At 64.0% G+C, this 25,208-nt stretch carries 25 protein-coding genes; 16 read left to right on the top strand and 9 right to left on the bottom strand.

The window, feature by feature from the left end; all coding sequences use genetic code 11:
• Positions 1-69: 69 nt before the first annotated feature.
• Positions 70-1,320 (bottom strand): tyrosine--tRNA ligase, encoded by a 1,251-nt coding sequence (tyrS, locus tag I6F12_RS09150; RefSeq protein WP_225140345.1) that lies wholly within the window; start codon positions 1,318-1,320, stop codon positions 70-72.
• 158 nt (positions 1,321-1,478) lie between these two features.
• On the opposite strand from tyrS, the gene I6F12_RS09155 reads away from it, so the two are divergent.
• The 3 genes from I6F12_RS09155 to I6F12_RS09165 all read left to right on the top strand — a co-directional run bounded on the left by I6F12_RS09155 (position 1,479) and on the right by I6F12_RS09165 (position 3,724).
• The gene (locus I6F12_RS09155; protein WP_109143901.1) at positions 1,479-2,582 is read left to right on the top strand and encodes an anhydro-N-acetylmuramic acid kinase; all 1,104 of its coding nucleotides are present in this window, start codon (positions 1,479-1,481) and stop codon (positions 2,580-2,582) included.
• A 112-nt stretch (positions 2,583-2,694) separates the two neighbouring features.
• Positions 2,695-3,390, top strand: coding sequence for a glutathione S-transferase family protein (locus I6F12_RS09160; RefSeq protein ID WP_225156016.1), 696 nt, complete (start codon positions 2,695-2,697; stop codon positions 3,388-3,390).
• 10 nt (positions 3,391-3,400) lie between these two features.
• Complete coding sequence (locus tag I6F12_RS09165; RefSeq protein ID WP_225156017.1) at positions 3,401-3,724, top strand: multidrug efflux SMR transporter; 324 nt, start codon at positions 3,401-3,403, stop codon at positions 3,722-3,724.
• A 13-nt stretch (positions 3,725-3,737) separates the two neighbouring features.
• Here the strand turns inward: I6F12_RS09165 and I6F12_RS09170 are convergent, their stop codons facing one another.
• From I6F12_RS09170 to I6F12_RS09180, 3 genes are all read right to left on the bottom strand, one after another.
• Entirely contained in the window at positions 3,738-4,028 is a 291-nt protein-coding gene (locus tag I6F12_RS09170; RefSeq protein ID WP_225125548.1) for a DUF1330 domain-containing protein, read from the bottom strand.
• 65 nt (positions 4,029-4,093) lie between these two features.
• Complete coding sequence (locus tag I6F12_RS09175; RefSeq protein ID WP_035999994.1) at positions 4,094-4,741, bottom strand: alpha/beta hydrolase; 648 nt, start codon at positions 4,739-4,741, stop codon at positions 4,094-4,096.
• Between the two features lie 348 nt (positions 4,742-5,089).
• On the bottom strand, positions 5,090-6,142 hold the full coding sequence (locus I6F12_RS09180) for a LytTR family DNA-binding domain-containing protein (RefSeq protein WP_225156018.1): 1,053 nt from the start codon (positions 6,140-6,142) through the stop codon (positions 5,090-5,092).
• On the opposite strand from I6F12_RS09180, the gene I6F12_RS09185 reads away from it, so the two are divergent.
• The 9 genes from I6F12_RS09185 (at position 6,119) to I6F12_RS09225 (ending at position 14,972) form a co-directional block, all read left to right on the top strand.
• On the top strand, positions 6,119-7,309 hold the full coding sequence (locus I6F12_RS09185) for an acyltransferase family protein (protein ID WP_225156019.1): 1,191 nt from the start codon (positions 6,119-6,121) through the stop codon (positions 7,307-7,309). The genes I6F12_RS09180 and I6F12_RS09185 overlap by 24 nt on opposite strands.
• A gap of 52 nt (positions 7,310-7,361) precedes the next feature.
• Entirely contained in the window at positions 7,362-8,501 is a 1,140-nt protein-coding gene (locus I6F12_RS09190) for a cysteine desulfurase family protein (RefSeq protein ID WP_225156020.1), read from the top strand.
• A 113-nt stretch (positions 8,502-8,614) separates the two neighbouring features.
• The gene (gene sufB, locus I6F12_RS09195) at positions 8,615-10,111 is read left to right on the top strand and encodes a Fe-S cluster assembly protein SufB (protein ID WP_035999979.1); all 1,497 of its coding nucleotides are present in this window, start codon (positions 8,615-8,617) and stop codon (positions 10,109-10,111) included.
• Positions 10,112-10,243: 132 nt separating this feature from the next.
• Positions 10,244-10,996 (top strand): Fe-S cluster assembly ATPase SufC, encoded by a 753-nt coding sequence (gene sufC, locus I6F12_RS09200; RefSeq protein ID WP_035999976.1) that lies wholly within the window; start codon positions 10,244-10,246, stop codon positions 10,994-10,996.
• An 11-nt stretch (positions 10,997-11,007) separates the two neighbouring features.
• A complete protein-coding gene (sufD, locus tag I6F12_RS09205) occupies positions 11,008-12,312 on the top strand; it encodes a Fe-S cluster assembly protein SufD (RefSeq protein WP_225156021.1) in 1,305 nt (434 codons plus the stop codon).
• Positions 12,309-13,556, top strand: coding sequence for a cysteine desulfurase (locus I6F12_RS09210; RefSeq protein ID WP_225156022.1), 1,248 nt, complete (start codon positions 12,309-12,311; stop codon positions 13,554-13,556). The genes sufD and I6F12_RS09210 overlap by 4 nt, the downstream gene beginning before the upstream one ends.
• Entirely contained in the window at positions 13,553-13,924 is a 372-nt protein-coding gene (locus tag I6F12_RS09215) for an SUF system Fe-S cluster assembly protein (protein ID WP_018641712.1), read from the top strand. The genes I6F12_RS09210 and I6F12_RS09215 overlap by 4 nt, the downstream gene beginning before the upstream one ends.
• A 49-nt stretch (positions 13,925-13,973) precedes the next feature.
• Positions 13,974-14,384: an iron-sulfur cluster assembly accessory protein gene (locus I6F12_RS09220; protein WP_074447904.1), complete on the top strand. Its 411-nt coding sequence runs from the start codon at positions 13,974-13,976 to the stop codon at positions 14,382-14,384.
• 165 nt (positions 14,385-14,549) lie between these two features.
• Positions 14,550-14,972 carry a TfoX/Sxy family protein gene (locus tag I6F12_RS09225; protein ID WP_057029081.1) on the top strand — a complete coding sequence of 141 codons (423 nt, stop codon included), beginning with the start codon at positions 14,550-14,552 and terminating at the stop codon, positions 14,970-14,972.
• An 87-nt stretch (positions 14,973-15,059) separates the two neighbouring features.
• Here the strand turns inward: I6F12_RS09225 and I6F12_RS09230 are convergent, their stop codons facing one another.
• From I6F12_RS09230 to I6F12_RS09240, 3 genes are all read right to left on the bottom strand, one after another.
• Positions 15,060-16,127 (bottom strand): GGDEF domain-containing protein, encoded by a 1,068-nt coding sequence (locus tag I6F12_RS09230; RefSeq protein WP_036033560.1) that lies wholly within the window; start codon positions 16,125-16,127, stop codon positions 15,060-15,062.
• A 164-nt stretch (positions 16,128-16,291) separates the two neighbouring features.
• On the bottom strand, positions 16,292-17,800 hold the full coding sequence (locus tag I6F12_RS09235) for a DEAD/DEAH box helicase (RefSeq protein WP_225156023.1): 1,509 nt from the start codon (positions 17,798-17,800) through the stop codon (positions 16,292-16,294).
• 300 nt (positions 17,801-18,100) lie between these two features.
• A complete protein-coding gene (locus tag I6F12_RS09240; protein WP_225156024.1) occupies positions 18,101-19,066 on the bottom strand; it encodes a helix-turn-helix domain-containing protein in 966 nt (321 codons plus the stop codon).
• A 204-nt stretch (positions 19,067-19,270) separates the two neighbouring features.
• Here I6F12_RS09240 and I6F12_RS09245 point away from each other — a divergent pair, with 204 nt between their 5' ends.
• The 4 genes from I6F12_RS09245 to I6F12_RS09260 all read left to right on the top strand — a co-directional run bounded on the left by I6F12_RS09245 (position 19,271) and on the right by I6F12_RS09260 (position 23,979).
• A complete protein-coding gene (locus I6F12_RS09245) occupies positions 19,271-20,785 on the top strand; it encodes a caspase family protein (RefSeq protein WP_225125540.1) in 1,515 nt (504 codons plus the stop codon).
• A 378-nt stretch (positions 20,786-21,163) separates the two neighbouring features.
• On the top strand, positions 21,164-21,604 hold the full coding sequence (locus I6F12_RS09250) for a hypothetical protein (protein WP_225156025.1): 441 nt from the start codon (positions 21,164-21,166) through the stop codon (positions 21,602-21,604).
• Between the two features lie 211 nt (positions 21,605-21,815).
• Positions 21,816-23,033: an FAD-dependent oxidoreductase gene (locus I6F12_RS09255; RefSeq protein ID WP_225156026.1), complete on the top strand. Its 1,218-nt coding sequence runs from the start codon at positions 21,816-21,818 to the stop codon at positions 23,031-23,033.
• A gap of 178 nt (positions 23,034-23,211) precedes the next feature.
• The gene (locus I6F12_RS09260; protein WP_036022935.1) at positions 23,212-23,979 is read left to right on the top strand and encodes an outer membrane beta-barrel protein; all 768 of its coding nucleotides are present in this window, start codon (positions 23,212-23,214) and stop codon (positions 23,977-23,979) included.
• A gap of 111 nt (positions 23,980-24,090) precedes the next feature.
• On the opposite strand, the gene I6F12_RS09265 is transcribed toward I6F12_RS09260, so the two are convergent.
• Positions 24,091-24,861 carry a glucose 1-dehydrogenase gene (locus tag I6F12_RS09265; RefSeq protein ID WP_225125536.1) on the bottom strand — a complete coding sequence of 257 codons (771 nt, stop codon included), beginning with the start codon at positions 24,859-24,861 and terminating at the stop codon, positions 24,091-24,093.
• 21 nt (positions 24,862-24,882) lie between these two features.
• Entirely contained in the window at positions 24,883-25,068 is a 186-nt protein-coding gene (locus tag I6F12_RS09270; RefSeq protein WP_036000069.1) for a hypothetical protein, read from the bottom strand.
• Positions 25,069-25,208: the final 140 nt, after the last annotated feature.

Below are 25,208 nucleotides of genomic sequence, written 5' to 3' on the forward strand. Positions count from 1 at the left end.
CCTGACAAGCAGTGAAAAGCTCATACGCCTATGCAGGCTTGATGAGGACGTGCTTCTTCCGATTCACTATCAATCGGAGCCTAGCGTCAGGATTCCTCTCTTCCTTTTCCCTGTGCTTAGCAACACGCGTCCGTCGTCATCGAAGTCTTCCCTCCGTAGGCGATATTGCGGATCGGTCACAACACGACCACCAAGGTTCATTGCGCCGTCCTTGATGTATTGACGAGCCTGAGCGTTTGAGCTCGAGAAACCAAGCTGCGTATTTGCTGCAGGCAGGGAGTCGCCAACCGAGACGATCAATACTGGAAGGTCAGTACCGAAGCTTCCATATTCGTAGGTCTCCTGTGCTGTGCGTTCTGCTTGCTCTGCGGCAGACCTTCCATGCATCAACGCTGTGGCTTCCCTAGCCAAAATCTTCTTTGCTTCGTTGATCTCGGCGCCTTCGAGACTTGCAAGGCGGGCGATGTCGGTCTGGCGTAGAGTAGTGAAAAGTTTCAAAAACCGTACAACATCCGCGTCTTCGGTGTTGCGCCAGAACTGGTAATATTCGTACGGCTTGAGCATATCGGCGTTCAGCCAAACCGCTCCAGATGCAGTTTTTCCCATCTTGGCGCCAGATGCAGTCGTTAGTAGAGGGCACGTTAAGGCGAACAGTTGAGGTGTGCCCATTCGTCTGCCAAGTTCAATACCGTTGACAATGTTTCCCCATTGATCAGAGCCTCCCATTTGCAAACGGCAGTCGTAACGCTTGTTGAGCTCAACGAAATCGAACGCCTGTAAGATCATGTAGTTGAATTCGATGAAGCTCATCTCTTGGTCTCGCTCCAATCTGAGCCTAACAGAATCCATCGCGAGCATTCGATTGACAGAGAAATGCCTCCCGACGTCGCGCAGCATTTCAATCCAGTTTAGGCGAGTCAGCCACTCAGCATTATCTGGCATGATCGCGTCTCTGGGGCCGGATCCGAATCTGACAAACTCAGGTCTGAATGTGCGGCGGATAGCGTCCTTGTTTGCTTCGATTTGCTCATACGTGAGCAGCTTTCGCGTTTCATCTCGCCCAGAAGGATCTCCAACTCGAGTGGTGCCGCCTCCCATCAGCGTGATTGGCCGATTTCCATACTCCTGCAGCCAATGGAGCATCATTATTGATAGTAAGTGGCCGACGTGGAGCGAGGGCGCTGTGCAGTCATAGCCGACGTAGGCGGTCAGTTCCCCCCGCCTCGCCAAGTCATCCAATGGTTCAACCGGCGCTGAGATTTGATGGATAAAGCCGCGCCACTGCAGCTCTCGCAGAAAATCTGATTTAAATTCAGTCATTTGTGTGCGACTCGGATAGTTCCAAGTTTACGGTGATTGCCGCAAGTTGCGGAACCCTTGCTCCTCGGGCTCCGGCAGTCTAGCTCGCTGTGGCATTATAAGATGTACTTGGTTGATACAAGTCACGCGTCCAGCAGCGACGTCGAGGCGCGCTTAAGATGATGTTGACGGCACTCGGTTTGATGAGCGGCACCTCGCTGGACGGGGTGGATGTCGCGCTGATCGAGACCGACGGAAAGCAGGTGAAGGCGTTCGGGCCGTCCGGTTACCGGCCCTACGGCCCGGCCGAGCGCAACCTGCTGCGCCAAGCGCTGAGCGAGGCCGTGCATCTGCAGCAACGCGACGCCCGCCCGGGCAGTCTGGGCGATGCCGAGCGTGCGGTGACGCAGGCCCATGCCGAAGCGGTCGCGGCCTTCCTCGCCCAGAATCGGATGAGGGCGGAGGACGTCGACATTGTCGGCTTCCACGGCCAGACCGTGCTGCACCGGCCCGAGAGGCGGCTAACGGTGCAGATCGGCGACGCGCCGGCGCTCGCAAGGGCCATCCATATTCCCGTGATGCACGACTTCCGCGCCGCCGACGTCGAGGCTGGCGGGCAGGGCGCCCCGCTCGTGCCGGTTTACCACCGCGCGCTCGCCCATTCGCTGGAGCGCGAAGGGCCGACCGTCGTGGTTAATATCGGCGGCGTCTCCAACATCACCTATATCGACGGCAACGATGCGTTGATCGCCTGCGACACCGGCCCCGGTAACGCGTTGCTGGACGATTTCATGTACCGCACCATGAACCAGTCGTTCGATGCCGAAGGAAAGTTCGCCGCGCTCGGCAAAGTGGACGAAGCCTGGATCGCGCGGGCGCTGGAGCTGCCGTTCTTCGCAAGTCCGCCGCCGAAATCGCTCGACCGCAACGATTTTGCGGCTCTGCGGCTTGGCGACGTGCTGCCTGCCGACGGCGCGGCGACGCTGACTGCCTTCACCGCGGCCGCGATCGCCCGCATCATTCCGCTGTTGCCGCGGCGGCCGCGCAGCTGGATCGTCTGCGGCGGCGGTGCCCGCAACCTCACCATGCTGCGGATGCTGCGGGAGCGGGTGGGCTCGGCCACGGTCGAGGCGGCCGAAACGCTCGGCTGGGCCTCGGACGCCATCGAGGCCCAGGCCTTCGGCTTTCTCGCGGTCCGCGGCATGAAGGGCCTGCCGCTGTCCTATCCCGCGACCACGGGCGTGCCGATGCCGATGACCGGCGGGGTGATCGCCAGGCCCTGAAGATGACTGCCTGAGGATCACGCTCGGTTGATGCGAATGCATCGATCTTGACGAGTGAATGCAGATGCATCTATATTGGATGCAATTGCATCTAACCGCCGGGATCGTTGCCATGACATCTTCGCTTAATACGCCCGCTTCACTGAAACTGATCAGCCACAAGCTTTGTCCCTATGTTCAGCGCGCGGTGATCGCGCTGAAGGAGAAGGGCGTGCCGTTCGAGCGGATCGACATCGATCTCGCCAACAAGCCGGACTGGTTCTTGAAGCTCTCGCCGCTCGGCAAGGTGCCGGTGCTGGTGGTGACGACGGAGCAGGGCGAGGTCGCGCTGTTCGAGAGCAACGTGATTTGCGAATACATCGAGGAAACCCAAGGCGGCGCGAAGCTGCATCCGGTCGACGCGCTGAAGCGCGCCGAGCACCGCGCCTGGATGGAGTTCGGCTCAGCGATCCTCGGCGACCTCTGGGGCTTGGAAACCACGACCGATCCGGCGATCTTCGAGAGCAAGCGCCAGGCACTCGCGGCAAAATTCGCGCGGGTCGAGGCCGCGCTCGGCGCGGGCCCGTACTTCGCCGGCGAGGCGTTCAGTCTGGTCGATGCGGTGTTCGCACCTGTCTTCCGTTACTTCGATCTGTTCGACGAACTGACCGCGCACGGCATTTTCAACGACGTGCCGAAGGTGCGCGCCTGGCGCGCCGAGCTCGCAAAGCGCCCGAGCGTGCGCAGCGCGGTCGGGGCGGATTATCCGCAATTGTTGCGCGCCTTCCTCATTCGCCACGACGCGCATCTGCTCAAGCTCGCGGCGTGAGCCCCGTCCGATGTCGCAATCCCTTGCTTGGCTCATGCTGGTGATCGCGGGCCTGCTCGACGTCGGCTGGGCGATCACCATGAAATATGCCGAAGGCTACACGCGCGCCGGCTGGAGCATCGCCTCGCTCGTGCTGCTCGCCGCCTTCGTATTCCTGCTCGGGCGCGCCTTGAAGGTGCTCGAGGTCGGCGTCGCCTATTCGGTGTGGACCGGCATTGGCGCGGCTGGCACGTTCCTGATGGGCGTGGTGCTGTTCGGCGAGAGCTTGAGCGCGATGAAGCTTGCCGGCATCGCGCTCGTCTTGATTGGGATCGTCGCGCTCAAGCTGGCGTAGTCAGTTGCTGCGATCAGATGCACCCATCCGCGAGCAGCAGCCTGCTGGTCGTCGTCGCCTGACGCAGTTTGAACAGGGGTTGAATCTCAGGATCATCCAAGAAGGCCTGAGCCTTCTCGCGGTCCGCAAATTCGATGATGACGAGACGCTCGGGCGCCCAGTCGCCCTCAATCGTTGTCGGCTCGACGCCGCGGACGATGTATCGCCCTGCGTGCTTGGCGATGAACGCCGGAACTTCAGCGATGTAAGTCTTGAATCCGGCGTAGTCGTTCACCGAGAGATCAAGAACCAGATACGCCTTCATCGCTCGCAAATCTCCAGCGTGATGGGTTCGCAGCCATGCCGCGAACCCATCCACGTCGGAAGATATTACCGCACGTTGGCGAGGCGCATGTCGAGATAGGCCGTGATGGTTTCCATCAGCGGCTCGAGCTTGGAGTCGAAGAAGTGGTTGGCGCCGGGGATGATCTGCTGGTCGATCACGATGCCTTTCTGGGTCTTCAGCTTCTCGACCAGCGTGTTGACGTCCTTGGGCGGGACCACCGCATCCTTCTCGCCATGCACGATCAGACCTGAGGACGGGCAGGGCGCGAGGAACGAGAAGTCGTAGAGGTTGGCCGGCGGCGCGATCGAGATGAAGCCCTCGACCTCGGGGCGGCGCATCAAGAGCTGCATGCCGATCCAGGCGCCGAAGGAGAAGCCGGCGACCCAGCAGGCGCGAGCCTCGGGATTGATGGTCTGCGCCCAATCGAGCGCGGCGGCCGCATCCGACAATTCGCCGGTGCCGTGGTCGAACGCGCCTTGGCTGCGGCCGACGCCGCGGAAATTGAAGCGCAGCACCGAGAAGCCGCGATGGGCGAAGGCGTAGTAGCACTGGTACACGATCTGATGGTTCATCGTGCCGTGGAACTGCGGATGCGGATGCAGGATCATCGCGATCGGCGCATTCTTCTGCTTGGCCGGGTGATAGCGGCCCTCGAGGCGGCCGGCGGGGCCGGTGAAAATGACTTCAGGCATCGATGATCTCTGATCTAAGTCCCTTGGAGGTGATCCCTGCGCAATCGTCCGATTGTGGCTCTCGCAGCGTTGCCGCCGACGAGAGCACGGATGAAGGGTGGAGAGGCGCGCCCTCGGATGATGCGCGAGTGGCGCGCAGGTGAACTGACGCGCGCTTCTAACACAAGGCCAGGGTCAAAAAGCAAGCTTCTTCGACATCTCTCAATCAGCTCAAGAGCTTAGCCAGTCATTGCATTGTCATCTCTGGCTTGCCTGCCGCGACCTGGACCTGCCTGAATCAACCGAAGCACGGCAAGAGCCGGCCGTCCTGCCGAAGGGTGCTATCCAACTTATTGAAATCACGATTGTTTAGGGGGAGCCTGGGGCGATTCCCGCTGGCGCGGTTCGGCTTCCGAGCGATGCGACCGCCGGCCGGTAACGCCGGCTGCCGCCGAGCGTCTGGCCGTTGTCGAAGGCGAGCTCGAAATCCCCTGATGGCTTGAGGTCCACGCCGCGCACCCGGTCGAGATTGGCGAGCTTGGTCCGGTGGACGCGAACGATGGAAAAGCGCGCCAGCTCGCTTTCCGCCGCTGCCAGCGTGCCCCGTATGAGGTGCTGGGTGCCGTCGGCGAGGCTGTATTCGATGTAATTGCCGGCTGACGCGACCCAGAGGATATCGCGCGGCACCACCCGAATGCGGCTGGTGCCGTCGCGCAGCCAGATCAGATCGGGGGACGATGGCTGCTGCGGGGTGGGCGGCGCCGACGATGCGACTGCCGCGTTCTTCAGCTCACGCCGGCTTTCGAGCAGCCAGATTGTGGCGGCGATCAGAACAAAGGCCACGGCGTCTTTGCGGAATTCATACAGGACCGTCGCGAGCGAGAAACGGAAATCGTAGGCGCCGCCGGCGAGCCAGAGCGCGAGCTTCCGCACCCAGACCATGCCGGTGATGTGGAGGGTGGAGAAGCCGAGCAGGGCGATCGCCCCGATGGCCGCCTGGGCGGCGAGGCCGGCTGTCCGGCGCATGCGGCGGACCGCCAAAACCAGGATCGGCAGCAACAGCAGGATGACGGCGATGCTCGACATCTCCCAGAACAACCGCCGGCCGATGTCGTAGCTGTCGCCGCGCCAGGCCGCGTCCTGAGCGAACGAAAACGCATTGACGATTCCGATCACGAGCGCGACGGCCGCGATCGCTGCGAACATCATCCGGTCGCCGCCGCTGATCCCGAAAGTCCCGCGACTCGTCCCAGCCGCCGGCAGCTCATCCCCTCGTGTCCGATTCTGATCCCAAACCGGCTCGACGCGCGCCGCAGGCGGAGCATTTTCGGTGTCAGCCATTTTCGTCAGTCCTGGCCCCAAAACCGCGTTTGTCGTCCCGTCAAGGAGCAGAAAACCATGACAACACCACAGCAATCCCAAAGCTCTGAAAGGCGTATCGACCTGGACTGGGTGCGGATTTTAGCCTTCGCGCTGCTCATCTTCTACCACGTCGGCATGCTCTACGTGTCCTGGGGATTTCACATCAAGAGCGCGCACCGGCTGACGTGGCTGGAACCGGTGATGCTCTTCCTCAACCCATGGCGGCTGTCGCTTCTGTTCCTGGTGTCTGGGGTTGCCACCCGCTTCATGCTCGGCAAGTCCAGCCTCGCCTCGCTTGCCGGTGCGCGATCGGCGCGGCTCCTGATCCCGCTCATTTTCGGCATGCTCGTGATCGTGCCGCCGCAGGCCTATCTCCAGATCGTCGAAAGCCTCGGCTATCCCGCCGGCTTCTTCGATTTCTACACCAGGCACTACTTCGCCTTCGGCGCGCAATTCTGTCCGAAGCCGTGCATCGTGTTGCCGACCTGGAACCACCTCTGGTTCGTGGTCTATCTGTGGGTCTACACCATGGCGTTGATCGGCGTGCTCGCGTTATGGCCGGCCGGAGCTGACTGGCTTGGCCGAAAGCTGGCTCGTGCGCTCACCGGCCCATGGCTCCTGATCGCGCCCTGCCTGCTGTATGCGGCCTGGCGCCTGGTGCTGTTCCCGGCTTTCCCGTCGACACACGCGCTGTTTGGCGATTGGTACAACCACGCGGACCACGCCACGGCCTTCCTGATCGGTTTCCTGCTGGCCAAGCAGGAGGGGATCTGGCGCGAGCTCGAACGCCTGCGCTGGGCGGCCCTGCTGGCGGCCGCCGCCTGCTTCGCTGGCTTCATCCTGGTACGCGCCGGCCTGTTTGCGCCGTCGCCCATGCTGAAGTGGTTCGCCGCCTCGGCCTATGGCTGTTATCAATGGCTCGCGATCGCCGTCGTGCTGGGCTTTGCGCGGCGCACCTTCACAGCCGACAGCCCGGCGCGGCGCTATCTGACCGACGCGATCTTCCCGTACTACATCGTGCATCAGACCGCGATCATCGTGATCGCGCATCAATTGCATGGCAGCGGTCTGTCGGCCGGCATCGAAGCGTCCATTGTCATCGTCGGGACCGCGCTCACATGTGTGGCGACCTATGAGATCGTCCGGCGCGTTGCCTGGCTGCGGCCGCTGTTCGGGTTGCGGGCGGTGCCCCGAAGTGTTGCGAGGACGGAGCAACAGCTGGCCTGACGAGCGCACGCCCTCCGATTGGCCGAACGACAAAAGGTGCTAAGAGGGCCAGATGCCGAACCGTGTCTATCTCGACTGGAATGCGACCACGCCGCTGCGCCCCGAGGCGCGGGCGGCGATGGTTGCCGCCTTCGACCTGGTCGGCAATCCATCCTCGGTCCATGCCGAGGGGCGGGAGGCGCGGCGATTGGTCGAAGAGGCGCGCGCGACACTTGCGGCCGCGGTCGGAGCGCAGCCGCGCAACATCATCTTCACCTCTGCTGGAACCGAGGCCAATGCGCTGGCGCTCTCGCCGCGTTTGCGGGGCGCCTCCGGCGGACCTGTCGAGCGGCTGCTGGTCTCGGCGGTCGAGCACGCCTCGGTGCTGGCCGGCGGCCGGTTCCCGGCGGACAAGATCGGGCTGATCCAGGTCACGCGCTCCGGCTTGGTCGACCTCGATCATTTGAAGGCGCTGCTGAAGGGCGGCCCGCCAGCCCTGGTCTCGATCATGGCCGCCAACAACGAGACCGGCGCTCTTCAGCCCGTCACGGAGGCTGCAACCATCGTCCACGAGGCCGGCGGCCTGCTGCATGTCGACGCGATCCAGGCGCTTGGCAAAATACCGTTCGATATCAATTCAGTAGGCGCCGACCTTGCGACCTTTTCTGCGCACAAGATCGGCGGCCCCAAGGGGGTCGGCGCCCTGGCGATGGCCAATGGGATAAGCGGCCTCGAGCCGGTGCTGCGGGGCGGCGGGCAGGAGCTCAGCCGCCGGGCCGGAACCGAGAACACTGCCGGGATCGCCGCCTTTGGCGCGGCGGTGAAGGCTGCGCTTCAGGCTCTGCCGGAAGATGTGAAGCGTATGGCAAGTCTCAGAGATCGCTTGGAAAATGGCGTCCGCGACGTTCCCGGCACGACAGTCTTTGCGAAAGACGTGGCACGGTTGCCGAATACCGTCCTTTTCACCGCACCAGGCCTCAAGGCCGAAACCGCCGTGATCGGCTTCGATCTGGAGGGCGTCGCGGTGTCTTCCGGCTCCGCCTGTTCCTCCGGTAAGGTCCAGCCGTCTCACGTCCTGTCGGCGATGGGCTATGATCCCGTGGTGGCCCAGGGAGCGGTGCGTCTTAGTCTGGGCTGGTCCACGGAACCGGCGGACATCAATAGGGCGTTAGAGGCTTGGCGAAAGCTTGGTAATACCCTACTTAAGGGCTGAGCGATGAAACACGGCTTGAACGGTTCTAAGCCCGTGCTTTCCGCAGAGAAATATCGTAATACTCGTTCGAGTTTGATCCACCGCGGTCCTTGAAACCGCGAGCGGAGGATGGAATGCCAGCCGTACAAGAGACGGTCGAGCGCGTGAAGCGCATCGACGTCGACCAGTATCGTTATGGGTTTGAGACCCTGATCGAGTCCGAGAAGGCCCCCAAGGGGCTGTCGGAAGAGATCGTCAAATACATCTCGCAGAAGAAGAACGAACCCGACTGGATGCTCCAGTGGCGGCTCGAAGCCTATCGGCGCTGGCTGACCATGCAGGAGCCGACCTGGGCCCGCGTCGACTATCCCAAGATCGACTTCCAGGACCTCTATTACTACGCGGCGCCGAAGCCGAAGAAGACGGTCTCCTCGCTGGATGAGATCGATCCGGAGATCCTGAAGACCTACGAGAAGCTCGGCATCCCCTTGCGGGAAGTCGCCATGCTCGAAGGCGTCGAGCCCAAGCCCGGCGAGGAAGATCCGGCCCGCCGCAAGATCGCGGTCGATGCTGTCTTCGATTCGGTCTCGGTTGCGACCACGTTCAAGGCTGAGCTGAAGAAGGCCGGCGTGATCTTCATGCCGATCTCGGAGGCGATCCGCGAGCACCCCGAGCTGGTGCAGAAATATCTGGGCTCGGTGGTTCCGACCTCGGACAATTTCTATGCGACGCTGAACTCGGCGGTGTTCTCCGACGGCTCGTTCGTCTATGTGCCGCCGGGCGTGCGCTGCCCGATGGAGCTGTCGACCTATTTCCGCATCAACGAGCGCAACACCGGCCAGTTCGAGCGCACGTTGATCATCGCCGACAAGGGCTCCTACGTCTCCTATCTCGAAGGCTGCACCGCGCCGCAGCGCGACGAGAACCAGCTGCATGCCGCCGTGGTCGAGCTCGTCGCCCTCGACGACGCCGAGATCAAATATTCGACGGTGCAGAACTGGTATCCCGGCAATTCGGAAGGCAAGGGCGGCATCTACAATTTCGTCACCAAGCGTGGCGACTGCCGTGGCGCCAACTCGAAGATCTCCTGGACCCAGGTCGAGACCGGCTCCGCCATCACTTGGAAATACCCGAGCTGCATCCTGCGCGGTGACAATTCCCGCGGCGAGTTCTACTCGATCGCGATCTCGAACGGCTTCCAGCAGGTCGATAGCGGCACCAAGATGATCCATCTCGGCAAGAACACGTCGAGCCGGATCATCTCCAAGGGCATCGCCGCCGGCAAGTCGCAGAACACCTATCGCGGCCTCGTCACCGCGCACCGGAAAGCGACCGGCGCGCGCAACTTCACCGCCTGCGACTCGCTCCTGATCGGCGACAAATGCGGCGCGCACACCGTGCCGTACATCGAAGCCAAGAACTCGTCGGCGACGTTCGAGCACGAGGCTACGACCTCGAAGATCTCCGAGGACGTGCTGTTCTACTGCATCCAGCGCGGGCTCAGCCAGGAAGAAGCGGTCGGCCTCGTCGTCAACGGCTTCGTCAAGGACGTGCTGCAGCAGCTGCCGATGGAGTTCGCGGTGGAAGCGCAGAAGCTGATCTCGATCTCGCTCGAAGGGTCGGTCGGCTAGCTCGGACCTCATCCTGAGGAGGCCGCGCAAGCGGCCGTCTCGAAGGATGGATACCGGAAAGATTGGTGGCCTCAATCCTTCGAGACGCGCCCGCGGCGCTCCCTGGGATGAGGGGATAGATGGAAAAACATTATGGCTTTGCTTGAAGTGAAAGACCTCAAGGTTCGTGTCGAGGAGCGTGAGATCCTCCACGGGCTGACGCTGACCGTGAACGAGGGCGAGGTGCACGCGATCATGGGGCCGAACGGCTCCGGCAAGTCGACGCTCTCGCACGTCATCGCCGGCAAGCCCGGCTACGAGGTCACCGACGGCCAGATCCTGTTCAGGGGCGAGGACCTGCTGGAGATGGATCCCGACGAGCGCGCCGCCAAGGGCGTGTTCCTGGCGTTCCAATATCCGGTCGAGATCCCCGGCGTCACCACCATGAATTTCCTGCGCACGGCGCTGAACGCGCAGCGCAAGGCGCGCGGCGAGAGCGAGCTGATGGTGCCGGACTTCCTGAAGAAGGTCCGCGAAGTCTCGAAGTCGCTGAACATCCCGCAGGACATGCTCAAGCGCGGCGTCAATGTCGGCTTCTCCGGCGGCGAGAAGAAGCGCAACGAGGTGCTGCAGATGGCGCTGTTCGAGCCGAGCCTGTGCATCCTCGACGAGATGGATTCGGGCCTCGACATCGACGCGCTGCGCATCGCGGCCGACGGCGTCAACGCACTGCGCTCGCCGGGGCGCGCGATGGTCGTCATCACCCATTATCAGCGGCTGCTGAACTACATCGTGCCCGACGTCGTGCACGTGATGTCCAGGGGCCGCGTCGTGAAGAGCGGCGGCAAGGAATTGGCGCTGGAGCTGGAAGCCTCCGGCTACGCCCAGTTCGAGGATGCCGCGTAAGGAATTTTAAGATGAACGTTGCTGTGGCAAAGACCGGGAGCGGCCGCGCGGTGAGCGATCTCTTCGCCAGCGCTGAAGGCCGCCTGCCGGGTTCGCCTGACGTGATGGCGGCGCGCCGCGAGGCGTTCGAGACCTATGAGCGTCTCGGTCTGCCGCACCGCCGGATCGAGGAATGGAAATACACCGACCTGCGCGCGCTGGTCGGCGAGGTGCTGCCGCTGGCCGCCGTGCCCGATGCGACCGCGCTGAAGCGCGGCGCGGACGCGGTCAAGGCGCATGCCATCGCGGGCGCCCGCAAGCTGGTGCTGGTCGACGGCGTGTTCGCGGCTGAGCTTTCAGACGTGAAGGCGCTTGCGTCCGAGGTCGGCTTCAAGACTCTGCGCGAGACGCTGGATAAGGATGCCGGTCTCCTCAAGACCGCGTCCACCGATGCCGTGATCGCGGTCAACGCGGCGCTGGCGACCGACGGCGTGGTGCTGTCGATCGCGGATGGAACGCAGCTCTCTGCGCCGGTCCAGATCATCCATGTTGCGACCGCCGCATCGGCCTCGGCTTTCACCCGCTCGCAGGTGGCGATCGGGAAGGGCGCCCGCGCCACCATCATCGAGAGCTTCGTCGCCGCCGGCGCTGCGGCCTACCAGGTCAACGACGCCGTCATCGTCTCGGTCGGCGACGACGCCGACGTCGCGCATATCCGCCTGATGGACGATGCGGCCGATGCGGTGAACATCACCTCGCAGTTCGTCACCGTCGGCGCCAACACCAAGCTGAACGTCTTCAACATGACCAGCGGCGCTGCGGTCAGCCGCTTGCAGGGGTTCATTACGCTGGCGGGCGAGGGCAGCGAGCTCTCGGTCAACGGCGTCAATCTCCTGAAGAAGACCGAGCACGGCGACACCACGCTGGTGGTCGACCATGCCGTGCCGAACTGCGTCAGCCGCGAGATCTTCCGTGCGGTGATCGACGACCGCGCCCATTCGGTGTTCCAGGGCCGCATCATCGTCCGTCCCGACGCGCAGAAGACCGACGGCAAGATGATGACGCGCGCGCTGCTGCTCTCGGACGAGGCCGAGGCCGACAACAAGCCCGAACTCGAGATTTTTGCCGACGACGTCTCCTGCGGCCACGGCGCCACCGCTGGCGCGCTCGACGACAGTCTGCTGTTCTACCTGAAGGCCCGTGGCCTGCCGGAGAAGCAGGCCCAGGCGCTGCTGATCCAGGCCTTTGTCGGCGAGGCGATCGAGCAGATCGCCGATGATACTTTGCGCGAGCACGTGATCGGCATCGCCGAGCGCTGGCTGGAGCGGCGGTCATGAGCACGCATCCGGCGGTCAAGAACGGCGCCTATGACGTTGCGCGCGTGCGCCAGGATTTCCCGGCGCTCGCCATGCAGGTCTACGGCAAGCCGCTGGTCTATCTCGACAACGCCGCCTCGGCACAGAAGCCGAGCGCTGTGCTCGACCGCATGACGCAGGCCTATAGGTCCGAATACGCCAATGTGCATCGCGGCCTGCACTACCTCGCCAATGCCGCGACCGAAGCCTATGAGGGCGGCCGCACCAAGGTGGCGCAGTTCATCAACGCGGCGCGCACCGAGGAAGTCATCTTCACCCGCAACGCGACCGAGGCGATCAACCTGGTCGCGTCTTCGTGGGGCGCCCCGAATATCGGGGAAGGCGACGAGATCGTCATCTCCATCATGGAGCACCATTCCAACATCGTGCCCTGGCATTTCCTGAGGGAACGCCAGGGTGCCGTGATCAAATGGGCACCGGTCGACGATGAGGGCAATTTCCTCATCGACGAATTCGAGAAGCTGCTGACGTCGAAGACCAAGCTGGTCGCGATCACGCAGATGTCGAACGCGCTCGGCACCATCGTGCCGGTCAAGGACGTCGTCAGGATCGCCCATGCCCGCGGCATTCCGGTGCTGGTCGACGGCAGCCAGGGCGCGGTGCATCTGCCGGTCGACGTCCAGGATATCGGCTGCGACTTCTACGTCTTCACCGGTCACAAGGTCTATGGTCCGACCGGCATCGGCGTGCTCTGGGCCAAGTACGACCACCTCGTCGCGATGCGCCCCTTCAACGGCGGCGGCGAGATGATCCGCGAGGTCTCGCGCGACGTCGTCACCTACGGCGATCCCCCGCACAAGTTCGAGGCGGGCACGCCTGCGATCGTCGAGGCCGTCGGCCTTGGCGCCGCCATCGACTACGTCAACTCCATTGGCAAGGAACGCATCGCCGCCTACGAGGCCGACCTCACCGCCTACGCCCAGGAGCGCCTGCGCGAGATCAACTCGCTGCGGCTGATCGGCACGGCGCGGGGCAAGGGCCCCGTGATCTCCTTCGAGCTCAAGGGCGCGCACGCCCACGATGTCGCCACCGTGATCGACCGCCAGGGCATCGCGGTGCGCGCCGGCACCCATTGCGTCATGCCGCTTTTAGAGCGGTTCAACGTCACGGCCACCTGCCGGGCCTCGTTCGGCATGTATAATACGCGGGAAGAAGTCGATCATCTGGCACAGGCGCTGCTGAAGGCGCGGGATTTGTTTGCATGAGTGACACGGCCGAAATCAAAGCCAATCCGATGGAGACCCATTCGGCATTGCCGCCGGAGGAGACCGAGCGGCTGACCCGCGAGATCATCGCCGGGCTCAAGACCGTGTTCGACCCGGAAATCCCCGCCGACATCTACGAGCTCGGCCTGATCTACAAGGTCGAGATCAAGGACGACCGTTCCGTGGACGTGCAGATGACGCTGACGACGCCGAACTGTCCGGCCGCCGGCGAGCTGCCGACCATGGTCGAGAACGCGGTGGCGAGCGTGCCCGGTGTCGGCGTGGTCGACGTCAAGGTCGTCTGGGAGCCGCCGTGGTCGCCGGAACGCATGAGCGACGAGGCCCGCCTCGTGCTGAACATGTGGTGACGGTCTCGGCCCGCATTGAATTCGCTCCGCAACGGACCACATAGACAACATGACCCAGATTTCGTCAGGCTCGACACCAGCATCCACTCCGAAGCCGCGGCGGCCGCGCCCGCAGGTGATGCGGCTGACGGATGCCGCTGCCCAGCGCATCACCGAGCTGACCCAGCGTGCGGACTCGGAGATCGTGGGCTTGCGCGTCGGCGTGAAGAACGGCGGCTGCGCCGGTCAGTCCTACACGGTCGAATACGCCCACGACATCCGCCCGACCGACGAGGTCGTCGAGGACAAGGGCGTCAAGATCCTGGTCGATCCCAAGGCCGTGCTGTTCCTGCTCGGCACCGAGATGGACTACAAGGCCGACAAGATGCAGGCCCAGTTCGTCTTCAACAATCCCAACCAGGTCTCCGCCTGCGGTTGCGGCGAATCGGTCGAGTTGCGGCCGGCAAAGATCGACGGGTAGACTCTCCAGCGTCACTGCGAGGAGCCCGCGACAAAATTGCGAGCATTTTGCGCTGGCGACAAAACAATCCAACCTGCCTCCGCGGCGGAAGTCTGGATTGCTGCGCTTCGCTCGCAATGACGGAAATGCTATGAAGGCTCACTTGCTTGCGCAGGGAAGCCTCCGATGGACCGCGAATTCCTGATCGACCTGTTCGCTGATTTCGGCCCGGTCACCATCCGGAAAATGTTCTCCGGCTACGGCATCTCCGCCGACGGCGTCAATTTCGCGCTGTCGCTGCGCGCCGGCCTGTTCTTTCGCGCCGACGAGACGACCATTCCCGACTTCGAGGCCGAAGGCTCGAAGCCGTTCCAGTATTCGACCCGCGCCAAGACCGTGGTTGTGAATTCCTACTGGGAGCTGCCGGCGCGCCTGTTCGACGATTCCCAGGAGCTTGCGCAATGGGCGAGGGCGGCGCTCACTGCCGCCCAGCGCGCCAAGGTGAAGAAGCGACCGAAGGCGAAGAAGGCGGCGGCGAAGAAGAAGGTTGCGCCGAAGAAGGGTGTGGCGAAGAAGGTTGCCGGGAAGGCGATGCGTAGGGTGGGTTAGCGCAGCGTAGCCCGCCACTTCATACACCTGATAGACAAGAGGTGGGTTACGCTGCGCTAACCCACCCTACAGATGCGAGGATGAACGTCACGCCACCCGGCTGTGGCTCTCGATCGCGAATTCCGGATCGGCTTCGCAGATCACGCGGTTGCGGCCGTTGCGCTTGGCGGCGTAGAGGCAGGCGTCGGCACGCTCGATCAGCGCGTCGGTGTCGTCGCCCTCCCTGAGCATGGAGACGCCCACGGAGATGGTGACGCGGCCGAGGATCTCGCCGGTCGATTTCTTCTTCAATTCCTTCGCCATCACGGCGCGGCGAATGTGATCGGCCACCGTCAGTGCCTGGCGCATCGCGGTGTTGGGGAGAACGACCGCGAATTCCTCGCCGCCGTAGCGCGCCGTGATGTCCTGGCCCTTGATGGTCTGCTTCAGCGAAAGGCCGACGAGCCGCAGCACCTGGTCGCCGGTGAGATGGCCGTAGGAATCGTTGAACGACTTGAAGTGATCGATGTCGAACAGCAGCAGCGACAGCGGCTCGCCCGAGACGAGCGCGCTCTGCACTGCCATGCCGATCATGCGGTCGAAATATTTGCGATTTCCCAGGCCCGTGAGCGGATCGGTCAGGCTTTCGGCGCGGATCGCCTCCAGGCTCTGCTGGAGATTGCTGATCTCGTTCTTCGACAGCGTCAGCCGGTCTTCGAGCGCCTTGTTGGTCTCGCGCATCTCGCTGGTGGAGCGCAGCAGCGCCTCGACGATCGCCTTGACCTGGTCGCGGTTCTCGGCCGACGACAGTTTCTCGGTCGCATCCGACAGACTGGTATCGTAGGCCCCGGTCATGCCGAGCGCCTCGCCCAACACCTTCACGACGTCGTCGATCTCGCCGACGACGCGCGCGCCGACCTTGTCGATGCGGTCGGTGGTCTTGATGTGGGAGAGATAGGTCTCGTAGATCTGCTCGAGATCGGCCTCGGTCAGCTTGCCGCTGCGCGCCAGCGTCTCATTGATGATCTTGTTGAGCGGTGCGTTGTAGCCGGTGGCGTAGACGTACCAGATCTCGTAATTGCGGGGAATGGCCGTCTGTCGAAGCGATCGGATCTGACCGAGCGCCACCTCGGCGAACGCCAGGGTGCGTTCGTGTTCGTCGAGTACCTTGATCACTGAACATCCCCACAGCGGCCGACGCGCCATCGACCGCAGCAATCCTTAAATTATGTTCGTAGGCTAACGGACGATCGTGAACGCCCCGTAAATATACGTTCACGGGGCATCCAAAAAATTGTAGATCGAGGATCTTCAACCGAAATCTGGCGCGCCAGCGCGCTTCAGGCGCCGGCGGGGGAGCGCACCGGCCGCAGAAGAAACGCCGGCAGATGCGAGTGATCGCCCGGCTCGCTGTCGATCTCGCGCTGGCGGCGCGGCTCGGGACGGCCGATCGAGGGCACATGCGACGAATTCGCTTGCGGGCGCACACCATTGCGCGGCTCGGATGATGGCCTGGCTTCGCGCGGAGGCCGTGCCTCGCGTGCCGGCCTCGCCTCGGGAGCCGCCCGTGCCTCGCCACGCGCCTCGCGCGGCTCGTGGCTGCGCTCGCGGTCATGACCGCGCCGCTCGCCGCGCTGCGGCTTGCCGCGTCCGCCGCGTGAACGCTCGCGGCCGCGCTGCTCGCGCGGACGCTCGCCTTGTTCGCCCGCTTCGGCGTGGACGTCATAGTCGCCTTCGGCGCGTGGAATGCTCTGGCCGATCAGCTTCTCGATCGCCGCCATCGACTTCTGGTCGAGCGGTGTCACGATCGAGATCGCGGTGCCGGTTCGGCCGGCGCGGCCGGTGCGGCCGATGCGGTGGACGTAATCGTCGGCGTGGTGGGGAACGTCGAAATTGAAGACGTGGCTGACCTCGGGAATGTCGAGGCCGCGGGCGGCGACGTCGGAGGCGACGAGGAGGGGCAGCTCACCCTTGCGGAACTGGTCGAGCGCGGCCATGCGGGCCGGCTGGTCCATGTCGCCGTGCAGGGCACCGACGCTGAAGCCGTGCTTCTGCAGCGATTTGTGAACGATCGCGACCTCGCGCTTGCGATTGCAGAAGATGATCGCGTTCTTGAGGTCCTTGGCCTCGCGTAGCAAACGGCGGAGCAATTCGCGCTTCTCGTGCGCCTCGCGGCCGGCGGGCACCTGGGCTTGCGTCACGGTGACGGCGGTCGTGGCGGGCCTGGAGACCTCGACCTTCTGCGGATTGTGCAGGAAGGCCTCGGTGATGCGCCGGATTTCCGGCGGCATGGTCGCGGTGAAGAACAGGGTCTGCCGCGTGAAGGGCACGAGCTTGCAGATGCGCTCGATGTCGGGGATGAAGCCCATGTCCAGCATGCGGTCGGCTTCGTCGATGACGAGCAGCTCGACGCCGGTGAGCAACAGGCCGCCGCGCTCGGTGTGGTCGAGCAGGCGGCCGGGGGTGGCGATCAGCACGTCGACGCCGCGCATCAGCTTGGCATCCTGGTCGCCGAAGGAGACGCCGCCGATCAGGAGGGCGACGTTGAGCTTCTGGCCGGCGCCGTAGCGGTCGAAGTTTTCCTTCACCTGGGCCGCGAGCTCGCGGGTCGGCTCGAGGATCAGCGTGCGCGGCATGCGCGCCCGGGCGCGGCCCTTTTCGAGGATGGTGAGCATCGGCAGCACGAAGGCCGCGGTCTTGCCGGTGCCGGTCTGGGCGATGCCGAGCACGTCCTTGCGTGCGAGGACGTGGGGGATCGCCTGTTCCTGAATGGGGGTGGGGGTGGTGTAACCGGTGGCCGCCACTGCGGCGAGGACTTTTTCGGACAGTCCGAGATCTGAAAAGGACATTGAGCCTCTGGTCGAAACCGCCGTTCGGAATCGAGGGTAATAAGGCTGTCGCGTTCCACCCCGAAACGGCGCGCTCTCGAAGAAGCTGGGGGTGCTGACTCACGCGGACAAAGCGCAAGGCTCAGGAATCGCTCTTCGATCTGAGCCGCGTCGACCCGGAACATAGGCGGGAATTGGCCAAAGTCAATGGAGCGGGCGCGGGAAGAGCCTAAAAAGCCTGAGGTTTTTGCCCAAATCACGGGCGCGGCTGGGGTTTTCCCCCGAGCCCCCTCCGCCTGGCCGCAACCGCCAAGACAGCAGCTAACGGCCGTCCGTGCCTTTGGCCCGGAAATCACCTGGGGCCATGCCATAGGCGGCGTTGAACACCCGGTAATAGGTCGCCAGGCTCTCGAAGCCGCACGACGACGCGATGTCGGCGATCAGCCGTTCCGGCGCCTCGCGCAGCAGGCGGCGGCTCTGTTTCAGGCGCTCGTCGGTCACCGTCTGGGAAAAGCTCTTCTCTGCCATCTCGAACAGCATGTGCAGGTGACGAACGGAGACGCCGAGCAGGTCGGCCACCATGGCCGGCGCAAGATTGGGGTCCTGAAGGTGGCGCGCGATCAGCCGCTGGGACTGCGAGAGGCGGGCGGTCCGCAGTGCCTCCTGTCCCCGCCGGCTGCCGGGCCGCACGACGCCGCGCTCGATCAGCGCCAGATGGGCCAAAGCCTGGACCAAGGACGCCTGGACGGCAGAGGCCGTATCGTCCGTGGCGATTTCGTTGAGATCGGCAAAGCAGGCCGCGAGCAGGGGCACCAGGGCCGGATCGTTGAAGGTCCGGGGCGCTAGATCGCGCATGCGCTTGTCCTGCACCGGGATGTGGCTCACGGGGATCTTGAGGATCCGCAGGTGGAAGCCCCCGGTGCCCAGCGGGGCGGTGCGGTACGGCAGGTCGGTATGGCTGGTGGCGAAGCTGCCATTGGCAATGGCAAAGTCGCTTGCGCGCATGCCGCCGAACCAGCCGCCGCTGCCAAGCTGTTGGTAGACGCAGATCGCCTCACCCGGGGCATAGGCGATGTCCGACGCGCTGCGCTCGACCGCGTAGGGCGAGGCCTTCAGCTCGACGAGGCCGGCGCCGCCCAGCTTACGCAGCGAGAATTCGCCGAAGAAGTCCGCGCGCCGCTCGCGCGCGAGCTCGGCGGTGACACCGAACAACCCCTTGGCGCGCACCTCGCGCCAATAGTCGAAGCGATCCTTCGGGTCGACCTCGTCCGTACACCAGTGCAACACGGCAGCCCCTCGCTTCCGGCGAAATTGTCCAAAAGGAAACAGATTCCAGCGGAATCGGCCATAGTCGGATCGTACAATCGGAGCCCCCGGGGTCCTTGAACCGTCGTCAGGTCTGGGCCGACTATCACACAGCGGCAGGGGGGGCCCATGAACTGCCGTTCGAAGATCGGTGGCAGGGCCGGTTCTGCAACGGGAAATTTTGCGATGACGCGTCGGCTTTTCAGAATTCTGGCGGCCCTTGGCCTCGCGGTGGGCCTGAGCGGTTTCGCGGGGCCCGCCTGGGCCGCTAAGCGTGTCGCGCTCGTCGTCGGCAACAACGACTACAAGAACGTGCCGAAGCTGCTCAAGGCGGTCAACGACGCTCGCACCATGGGCGACACGCTGAAGCAGCTCGGCTTCTCGGTGATGGTCGCCGAAAACCAGAGCCGGCAGCAATTCTCCGAGACGCTGCTCGCCTTCGACAAGGCCATCGAGCCCGGCGACACCGCCTTCTTCTTCTATGCCGGCCACGGCTTCGAGATCGCGGGCCAGAACTATCTGCTGCCGACCGACGTGCCGGCTGCGACGGAAGGGCAGGAGGAGCTGGTGCGCGACGCCTCGATCCTGGCCGACCGCATCGTCGAGCGGCTGCAGAACAAGAAGGCGCGGACCTCGATCCTGGTGTTCGACGCCTGCCGCAACAATCCGTTCGAGCGCAAGGGCACCCGCGCGGTTGCCGGCGCCGGCGGGCTCGCGCCGATGACCCAGTTGCCGGAGGGCGTGTTCTCGGTGTTCTCCGCGGGTCCCCGCCAGACCGCGCTCGATCGGCTCTCCAATGACGACGCCAATCCAAACTCAGTGTTTACGCGCACCTTCGCCAAGGAGCTGCTCAAGCCCGGCGAGAATCTGGTGCAGGTGGCGCAGCGTACCCGCCGTGCCGTCAGCGAGCTCGCCGACACCGTGAAGCACAGGCAAGTGCCGGTCTATTTCGACCAGATGGTCGACGATGTCTTCCTCAGCGGCCTCGCCAAAGACACCGCCGCGCGTTCGGACGATCCGCCGCCCACGAAGCTTGCGGCGCTGCCGCCGGTGTCGGTGCCGCAGATGCCCAAGGAGGAGACCCTCAACGCGCCGATCGCGAGCTTCTCGCGTCACAATGGCGGCTGGAGCGTGACCTTCTCTTTCGCCGATCCGACGCTCGGCATTTCCTGGCGCATTGCCGGCACGGGCGATTTCCGCGAGACCGGGTTCATCGACACGCTCGATCCGCGCACCCGCAAGCGGATGCCGAACCCGTCGATCGAGCTGCCGCCGGATGCGCAGGCTGGCACCATCGAGGTCCGTTATGTCGATCAGTCCGGCGACATGCAGGGCCCGTTCCCGATCAGGTTCGATCCCGAGGCCGCGCTGATCCGCGACCAGCGCAAGATCCTCGACATGACCTCGACGAGCTGGCTGTCGTTCCGCGAGTTCAACGGGCTGCTGGTCTACTACACCCATCTCGTCTCCTACCGCTGCGCCATCCGCGAGGTGCGCATCGGCGTCGACAGCGCCGTGCCCAACCAGGTGCTGAAGATGCCGCCCTGCGACATGCGCGACCCCAGCGCGGTCAGCGCCGGCATGCCGCTCTACATGAAGCTCGCGCCAAGCACGAAATCAGTCTCGGTGGAGCTGACCTATCGCGACGGCAGCGTGTCGGAGATCAAGAGCTTCAGGAGCGCGAACCGGAGTAATAATTGACGTCCTGTTCGATTGTGACGGGATGATCTTGCGCAGCGGCCGAACTTAAATCGGACAAGCCAAGGTGAAAGTGCTAGAGCCGGGAATGACAAAATTCATTATTGTCGCGCTCCTTACGACGCTTCCGGTTCTGGCTCAAACGAATCCAGTTCCCACAGCCCCACCTCTCACTGATCGCGAACGCGTCCAGGCGGACCGCGCGAAGGCCGCCGAGGATGAGAAGGGGGCTCCGGCCACGCGACCATGGGATCGCGACGCCGATGGCAAACGGCCGTGGGACCGCAAGTCGCCAAAGTCCTGAGACGAGAAGCTCGCTTCCCCTGCGGAAGGAACAACTCCTGCCGGGCTGGATTGTTTGCCAAACCAGGGAGACGATCCATGATCCGTAAATCCATCCTCGTCACGATCGCTTGTGCTGCGCTTTCGACGGCCGCCCTTGCTCAAGGAGGCGGTGGTGGCGGAGGCGGTGGTGGTGGCGCAGGCGGCGGTGGCGCAGGTGCGGGTGCCGCGGCAGGCACGGGGACCGGCGGAACCAGCGGCGGATCTGCGGCCTCATCGGGCGCCGGAATGGGAACGTCACCCAGCAGTGCCAATTCCGGGCCGTCGGCTCCCTCCGGCATGGGAACGCAGGGCACCACCACAGGCGCCAACATCAACACCAATAACAGCCCGACCAATCCCAACGTTCAGGCGCCGACTGCCGCCGGCAAGTCGCCCACGGCAGCTCAGGCCGAGCGAAACATGGGTGCCGGGCGCGCTCCGAATGGGGTGCCGATCGGTAGTCCGGGGTCCGGGACCAGCAACGAGGATCAGAAATAGTCGAACGCGATTGTCACGGAAGGCCCGCACGAAGCGGGCCTTTCATTTGGCGCCGGTCTGCTGCTCCCAACCGGCATTGATCCACCTGCGCCCTGCATAATTAGGACTCTCTTTGACCTGAATCGCGCTAGTATCGGCGGACATCTCTTCATCGATACTCACATCGCGGTTCGCGTCTGCAGTGACACCCAACCCACAATCTGACAGGACCATGAAAGTCCGCTGCTGCATCGTCGGCGGGGGACCTGCCGGCATGATGCTCGGTTACCTTCTGGGACGCGCCGGCATCGACGTCGTGGTGCTGGAGAAGCATGCGGATTTCTTCCGCGACTTCCGCGGCGATACCGTGCATCCGTCGACGCTTGAAGTGATGGATGAGCTCGGCCTGATCGACGGCTTCCTGAAGCTGCCGCACCAGCGCCTGCAAAAGATGGACGGCCTGTTCGGCGGCACGCCTGTGCGCATTGCCGATCTCAGCCGGCTCCATACCAAATACCCCTTCATCGCCTTCATGCCGCAATGGGACTTCTTGAATTTTCTGCGCGAGGCGGGCAGGCGCTTTGCCTCGCTCGAGGTGATGATGAGCACGGAGGCGATCGATCTGATCCGCCGCGGCGAGACGATCGCCGGCGTGCGGGCGAAGACGCCTGAGGGCATCATCGACATCGAGGCCGATCTCACCATCGCCTGCGACGGCCGGCATTCGACGGTGCGCGAGCGCGCCGGCCTTAGCGTCGAGGAGATCGGCGCGCCGATGGACGTGCTGTGGTTTCGCGCCGGCCGCACACCCGAAGAGACCGAGAACGTGTTCGCGCGGGTCGAGCCCGGCAAGATGATGATCACCTTCGACCGCGGCGATTATTGGCAGTGCGCTTATGTCATCGCCAAGGGACAGTACGATGCGGTGAAGGCGAGGGGACTTTCGGCGCTGCTCGACGACGTCGTGCGCATGGCGCCGATCCTCCGCTCCGGCACCGCCGAGGTGAAGAGCTTCGACGACGTCAAGCTGCTCACCGTCGCGATCAACCGTCTGACGCGCTGGACGCAGCCAGGCCTGTTGTGCATCGGCGACGCCGCGCATGCGATGTCGCCAATCGGCGGCGTCGGCGTCAATCTCGCCGTCCAGGATGCGGTTGCGACCGCGAACCTCCTGGCGGACAAGCTGCAGCATGGCTGCCCGTCCGAGCACGAGCTCGATGCCATCAGGCGCCGTCGCGCGTTCCCGGTGAAGATGACGCAAGCTATGCAGGTGGTCGTGCAGAACAACATCATCAGTGGCGCCTTGCAGGGCGGCGACCGGCCGCTGAAGGTGCCGCTGGTCGTGCGCCTCATCACCGCGCTGCCATGGCTCCAGGGCATTCCAGCGCGCCTGCTTGCGCTCGGCGTGCGGCCCGAGCACGTGCATTTGCGCGCCGCGCCGCAATCCTAGCGGAGGACTTCGGTAGGGATAACGCGGCGTGAATTCGCGCGCGATGCGTTGCACGCTTGCAACATCGCCATCGGATTCACGGCGCGATGCGGGCCCAACCGCCACGTTAACCGTGTTGATTTCAATTTTGGTAAGAGCCGTCTGTGACCGTGCGTCCATCAAGGACACAGGGTGTACCATGCGTAATAAGTTGATTGCCGCCTTTGCCTGCACGACGGCTCTGGTTTCGACCGGTGCGGCCTCCGCCGCCGATCTCGGTGCGCGCTACACGAAGGCGCCCGCCTATGTCGAGCCGCTGTTCAACTGGACCGGCTTCTATGTCGGCGGCCACATCGGTGGCGCATGGACCAACCAGCAGTTCATCAACAACGGCACCGGCGCGGCGTTCGGCGATCTGCTGCCGGGAGAGGGCTATCGCCAGCGCAACGCGGGCGTCATGGGCGGCGCGCAGATCGGCTACAATTGGCAGGCCAACAATTACGTGTTCGGCGTGGAAGGCACGATTTCGGGTCTCGACAACAAGGGCTCGTTCACGAACACCGTGTTTGGCGCCGCGGATGACGTGTTCTCCTGGCGTACCAACGTGCTCGCGACCGTGGTCGGGCGCGCCGGCTTCGCCGTGCAGAACAACCTCTTCTACATCAAGGGCGGCTATGCCGGCGCGAACAACCGCCTCTCGGTCACCGACACCGTCGGTGTGGCGACGGGCTCGGGCGGACAAACCCATTGGGCTAACGGCTGGACCGTCGGCGCCGGCTGGGAATACGGCGTCACCCGCAACTGGATCGTCGGCCTCGAATACAATTACGCGGCCTTCACCAGCCAGACCTATCAGCTCGGCGGCACCTCCGGAAACTACACCTTCGATGCCAAGCCGCGCGACATCCAATGGGCCGTGGTGCGCGCGAGCTACAAGTTCGACGCACCCACCATCGCCCGCTACTGAGCACGTCGACGCAACGCGACCAACGATCAAGAAAAGCACTGTCTCAATTCAAAAGCCCCGGCGTCGTCCGGGGCTTCTTTTTTGCGTCGTTGGATGGCGCGCAGACCGACCTCAGGCCATCACCGAGAATCCGCCGTCGACCGGGATCGCGGTGCCCGTGACGAAATTCGACGCGGGCGATGCCAGGAACACGGCGATGCCGGCGAAGTCGTCGATGTCGCCCCAGCGTCCGGCAGGCGTGCGCGCCAGCACGCGTTCGTGCAGCCCCGAGACCTGCTGTCGCGCGCCGCGGGTGAGATCGGTGTCGATCCAGCCCGGCAGGATGGCATTGACCTGGATGTTGTCCGGCGCCCAGGCATTGGCGCAGGCGCGCGTATACTGCACGATGCCGCCCTTGCTGGCCGCATAGGCGGTCGCGAAGCTTGCGCCGAAGATCGACATCATCGAGCCGATGTTGATCACCTTGCCGTTGCCGGACGCCTTCAGCGCCGGATAGGCCAGCTTCGAGCACACGAAGGCGCTGGTGAGGTTGGTGTCGATCACCTTGTTCCACTCGTCGAGCTCGAGCTCGTGCGGCGGCTTGCGGATGCTCATGCCGGCATTGTTGACGAGGATGTCGATGCGGCCGAGCTCCTTGACGACACGGTCGATCATGGCTGCGACTGCCGCCTTGTCGGTCACGTCGGTGGCGACGGCGATCGCCTTCACGCCGCGCTGCCTGAGATCGGCCACGGCGGCGGCGGACTTGCTCTCGTTGCGTCCGACCACGGCGATGTCGGCGCCGGCATCGGCGAGGCCGCGCGCCATGCCGAGCCCGATGCCGCCATTGCCTCCCGTGAGGATCGCGACCTTGCCGCGGAGATCGAACCGGCTGGATGTCATGCTTGAATTCCCTGGTTTCTTCTATTGGTTGCTCTGCCAGATCAGCACCAGCCCGAACCCGGCCATGGCTGCGCCATAGCCGGCCCAGTGCAGCTGGTTGACCATGAAGCTCGATCGCGGCCACGGAACCGTGCCCGTGCCCTGTCCAATCCAGAGCAGCCCGAGAGCGGTTGCAAACAGGCCTGCCACCAGCAGAAATCTGCGCATGCCTTCCTCCCATCGGTCCGCTTCTGTCGCGCTCCACGGCATCAACGACTGCCGCAGCCACGAAAACTTGCCGACAGACTAGCCGTAGCTCTGGTACGGACACAATGGGCCGTGGCCGCAAGGACGCTAGGGCCCAAAAC

This window comes from Bradyrhizobium sp. IC4059 (assembly GCF_020193615.1).
In the GTDB taxonomy this organism is placed as follows: domain Bacteria; phylum Pseudomonadota; class Alphaproteobacteria; order Rhizobiales; family Xanthobacteraceae; genus Bradyrhizobium; species Bradyrhizobium yuanmingense.

Coding starts and splice junctions, on each gene's coding strand:
- tyrS (WP_225140345.1), bottom strand. CDS start 1,320: ATGACTGAATTTAAATCAGATTTTCTGCGAGAGCTGCAGTGGCGCGGC.
- I6F12_RS09155 (WP_109143901.1), top strand. CDS start 1,479: ATGATGTTGACGGCACTCGGTTTGATGAGCGGCACCTCGCTGGACGGG.
- I6F12_RS09160 (WP_225156016.1), top strand. CDS start 2,695: ATGACATCTTCGCTTAATACGCCCGCTTCACTGAAACTGATCAGCCAC.
- I6F12_RS09165 (WP_225156017.1), top strand. CDS start 3,401: ATGTCGCAATCCCTTGCTTGGCTCATGCTGGTGATCGCGGGCCTGCTC.
- I6F12_RS09170 (WP_225125548.1), bottom strand. CDS start 4,028: ATGAAGGCGTATCTGGTTCTTGATCTCTCGGTGAACGACTACGCCGGA.
- I6F12_RS09175 (WP_035999994.1), bottom strand. CDS start 4,741: ATGCCTGAAGTCATTTTCACCGGCCCCGCCGGCCGCCTCGAGGGCCGC.
- I6F12_RS09185 (WP_225156019.1), top strand. CDS start 6,119: ATGACAACACCACAGCAATCCCAAAGCTCTGAAAGGCGTATCGACCTG.
- I6F12_RS09190 (WP_225156020.1), top strand. CDS start 7,362: ATGCCGAACCGTGTCTATCTCGACTGGAATGCGACCACGCCGCTGCGC.
- sufB (WP_035999979.1), top strand. CDS start 8,615: ATGCCAGCCGTACAAGAGACGGTCGAGCGCGTGAAGCGCATCGACGTC.
- sufC (WP_035999976.1), top strand. CDS start 10,244: ATGGCTTTGCTTGAAGTGAAAGACCTCAAGGTTCGTGTCGAGGAGCGT.
- sufD (WP_225156021.1), top strand. CDS start 11,008: ATGAACGTTGCTGTGGCAAAGACCGGGAGCGGCCGCGCGGTGAGCGAT.
- I6F12_RS09210 (WP_225156022.1), top strand. CDS start 12,309: ATGAGCACGCATCCGGCGGTCAAGAACGGCGCCTATGACGTTGCGCGC.
- I6F12_RS09215 (WP_018641712.1), top strand. CDS start 13,553: ATGAGTGACACGGCCGAAATCAAAGCCAATCCGATGGAGACCCATTCG.
- I6F12_RS09220 (WP_074447904.1), top strand. CDS start 13,974: ATGACCCAGATTTCGTCAGGCTCGACACCAGCATCCACTCCGAAGCCG.
- I6F12_RS09225 (WP_057029081.1), top strand. CDS start 14,550: ATGGACCGCGAATTCCTGATCGACCTGTTCGCTGATTTCGGCCCGGTC.
- I6F12_RS09235 (WP_225156023.1), bottom strand. CDS start 17,800: ATGTCCTTTTCAGATCTCGGACTGTCCGAAAAAGTCCTCGCCGCAGTG.
- I6F12_RS09245 (WP_225125540.1), top strand. CDS start 19,271: ATGACGCGTCGGCTTTTCAGAATTCTGGCGGCCCTTGGCCTCGCGGTG.
- I6F12_RS09250 (WP_225156025.1), top strand. CDS start 21,164: ATGATCCGTAAATCCATCCTCGTCACGATCGCTTGTGCTGCGCTTTCG.
- I6F12_RS09255 (WP_225156026.1), top strand. CDS start 21,816: ATGAAAGTCCGCTGCTGCATCGTCGGCGGGGGACCTGCCGGCATGATG.
- I6F12_RS09260 (WP_036022935.1), top strand. CDS start 23,212: ATGCGTAATAAGTTGATTGCCGCCTTTGCCTGCACGACGGCTCTGGTT.
- I6F12_RS09265 (WP_225125536.1), bottom strand. CDS start 24,861: ATGACATCCAGCCGGTTCGATCTCCGCGGCAAGGTCGCGATCCTCACG.
- I6F12_RS09270 (WP_036000069.1), bottom strand. CDS start 25,068: ATGCGCAGATTTCTGCTGGTGGCAGGCCTGTTTGCAACCGCTCTCGGG.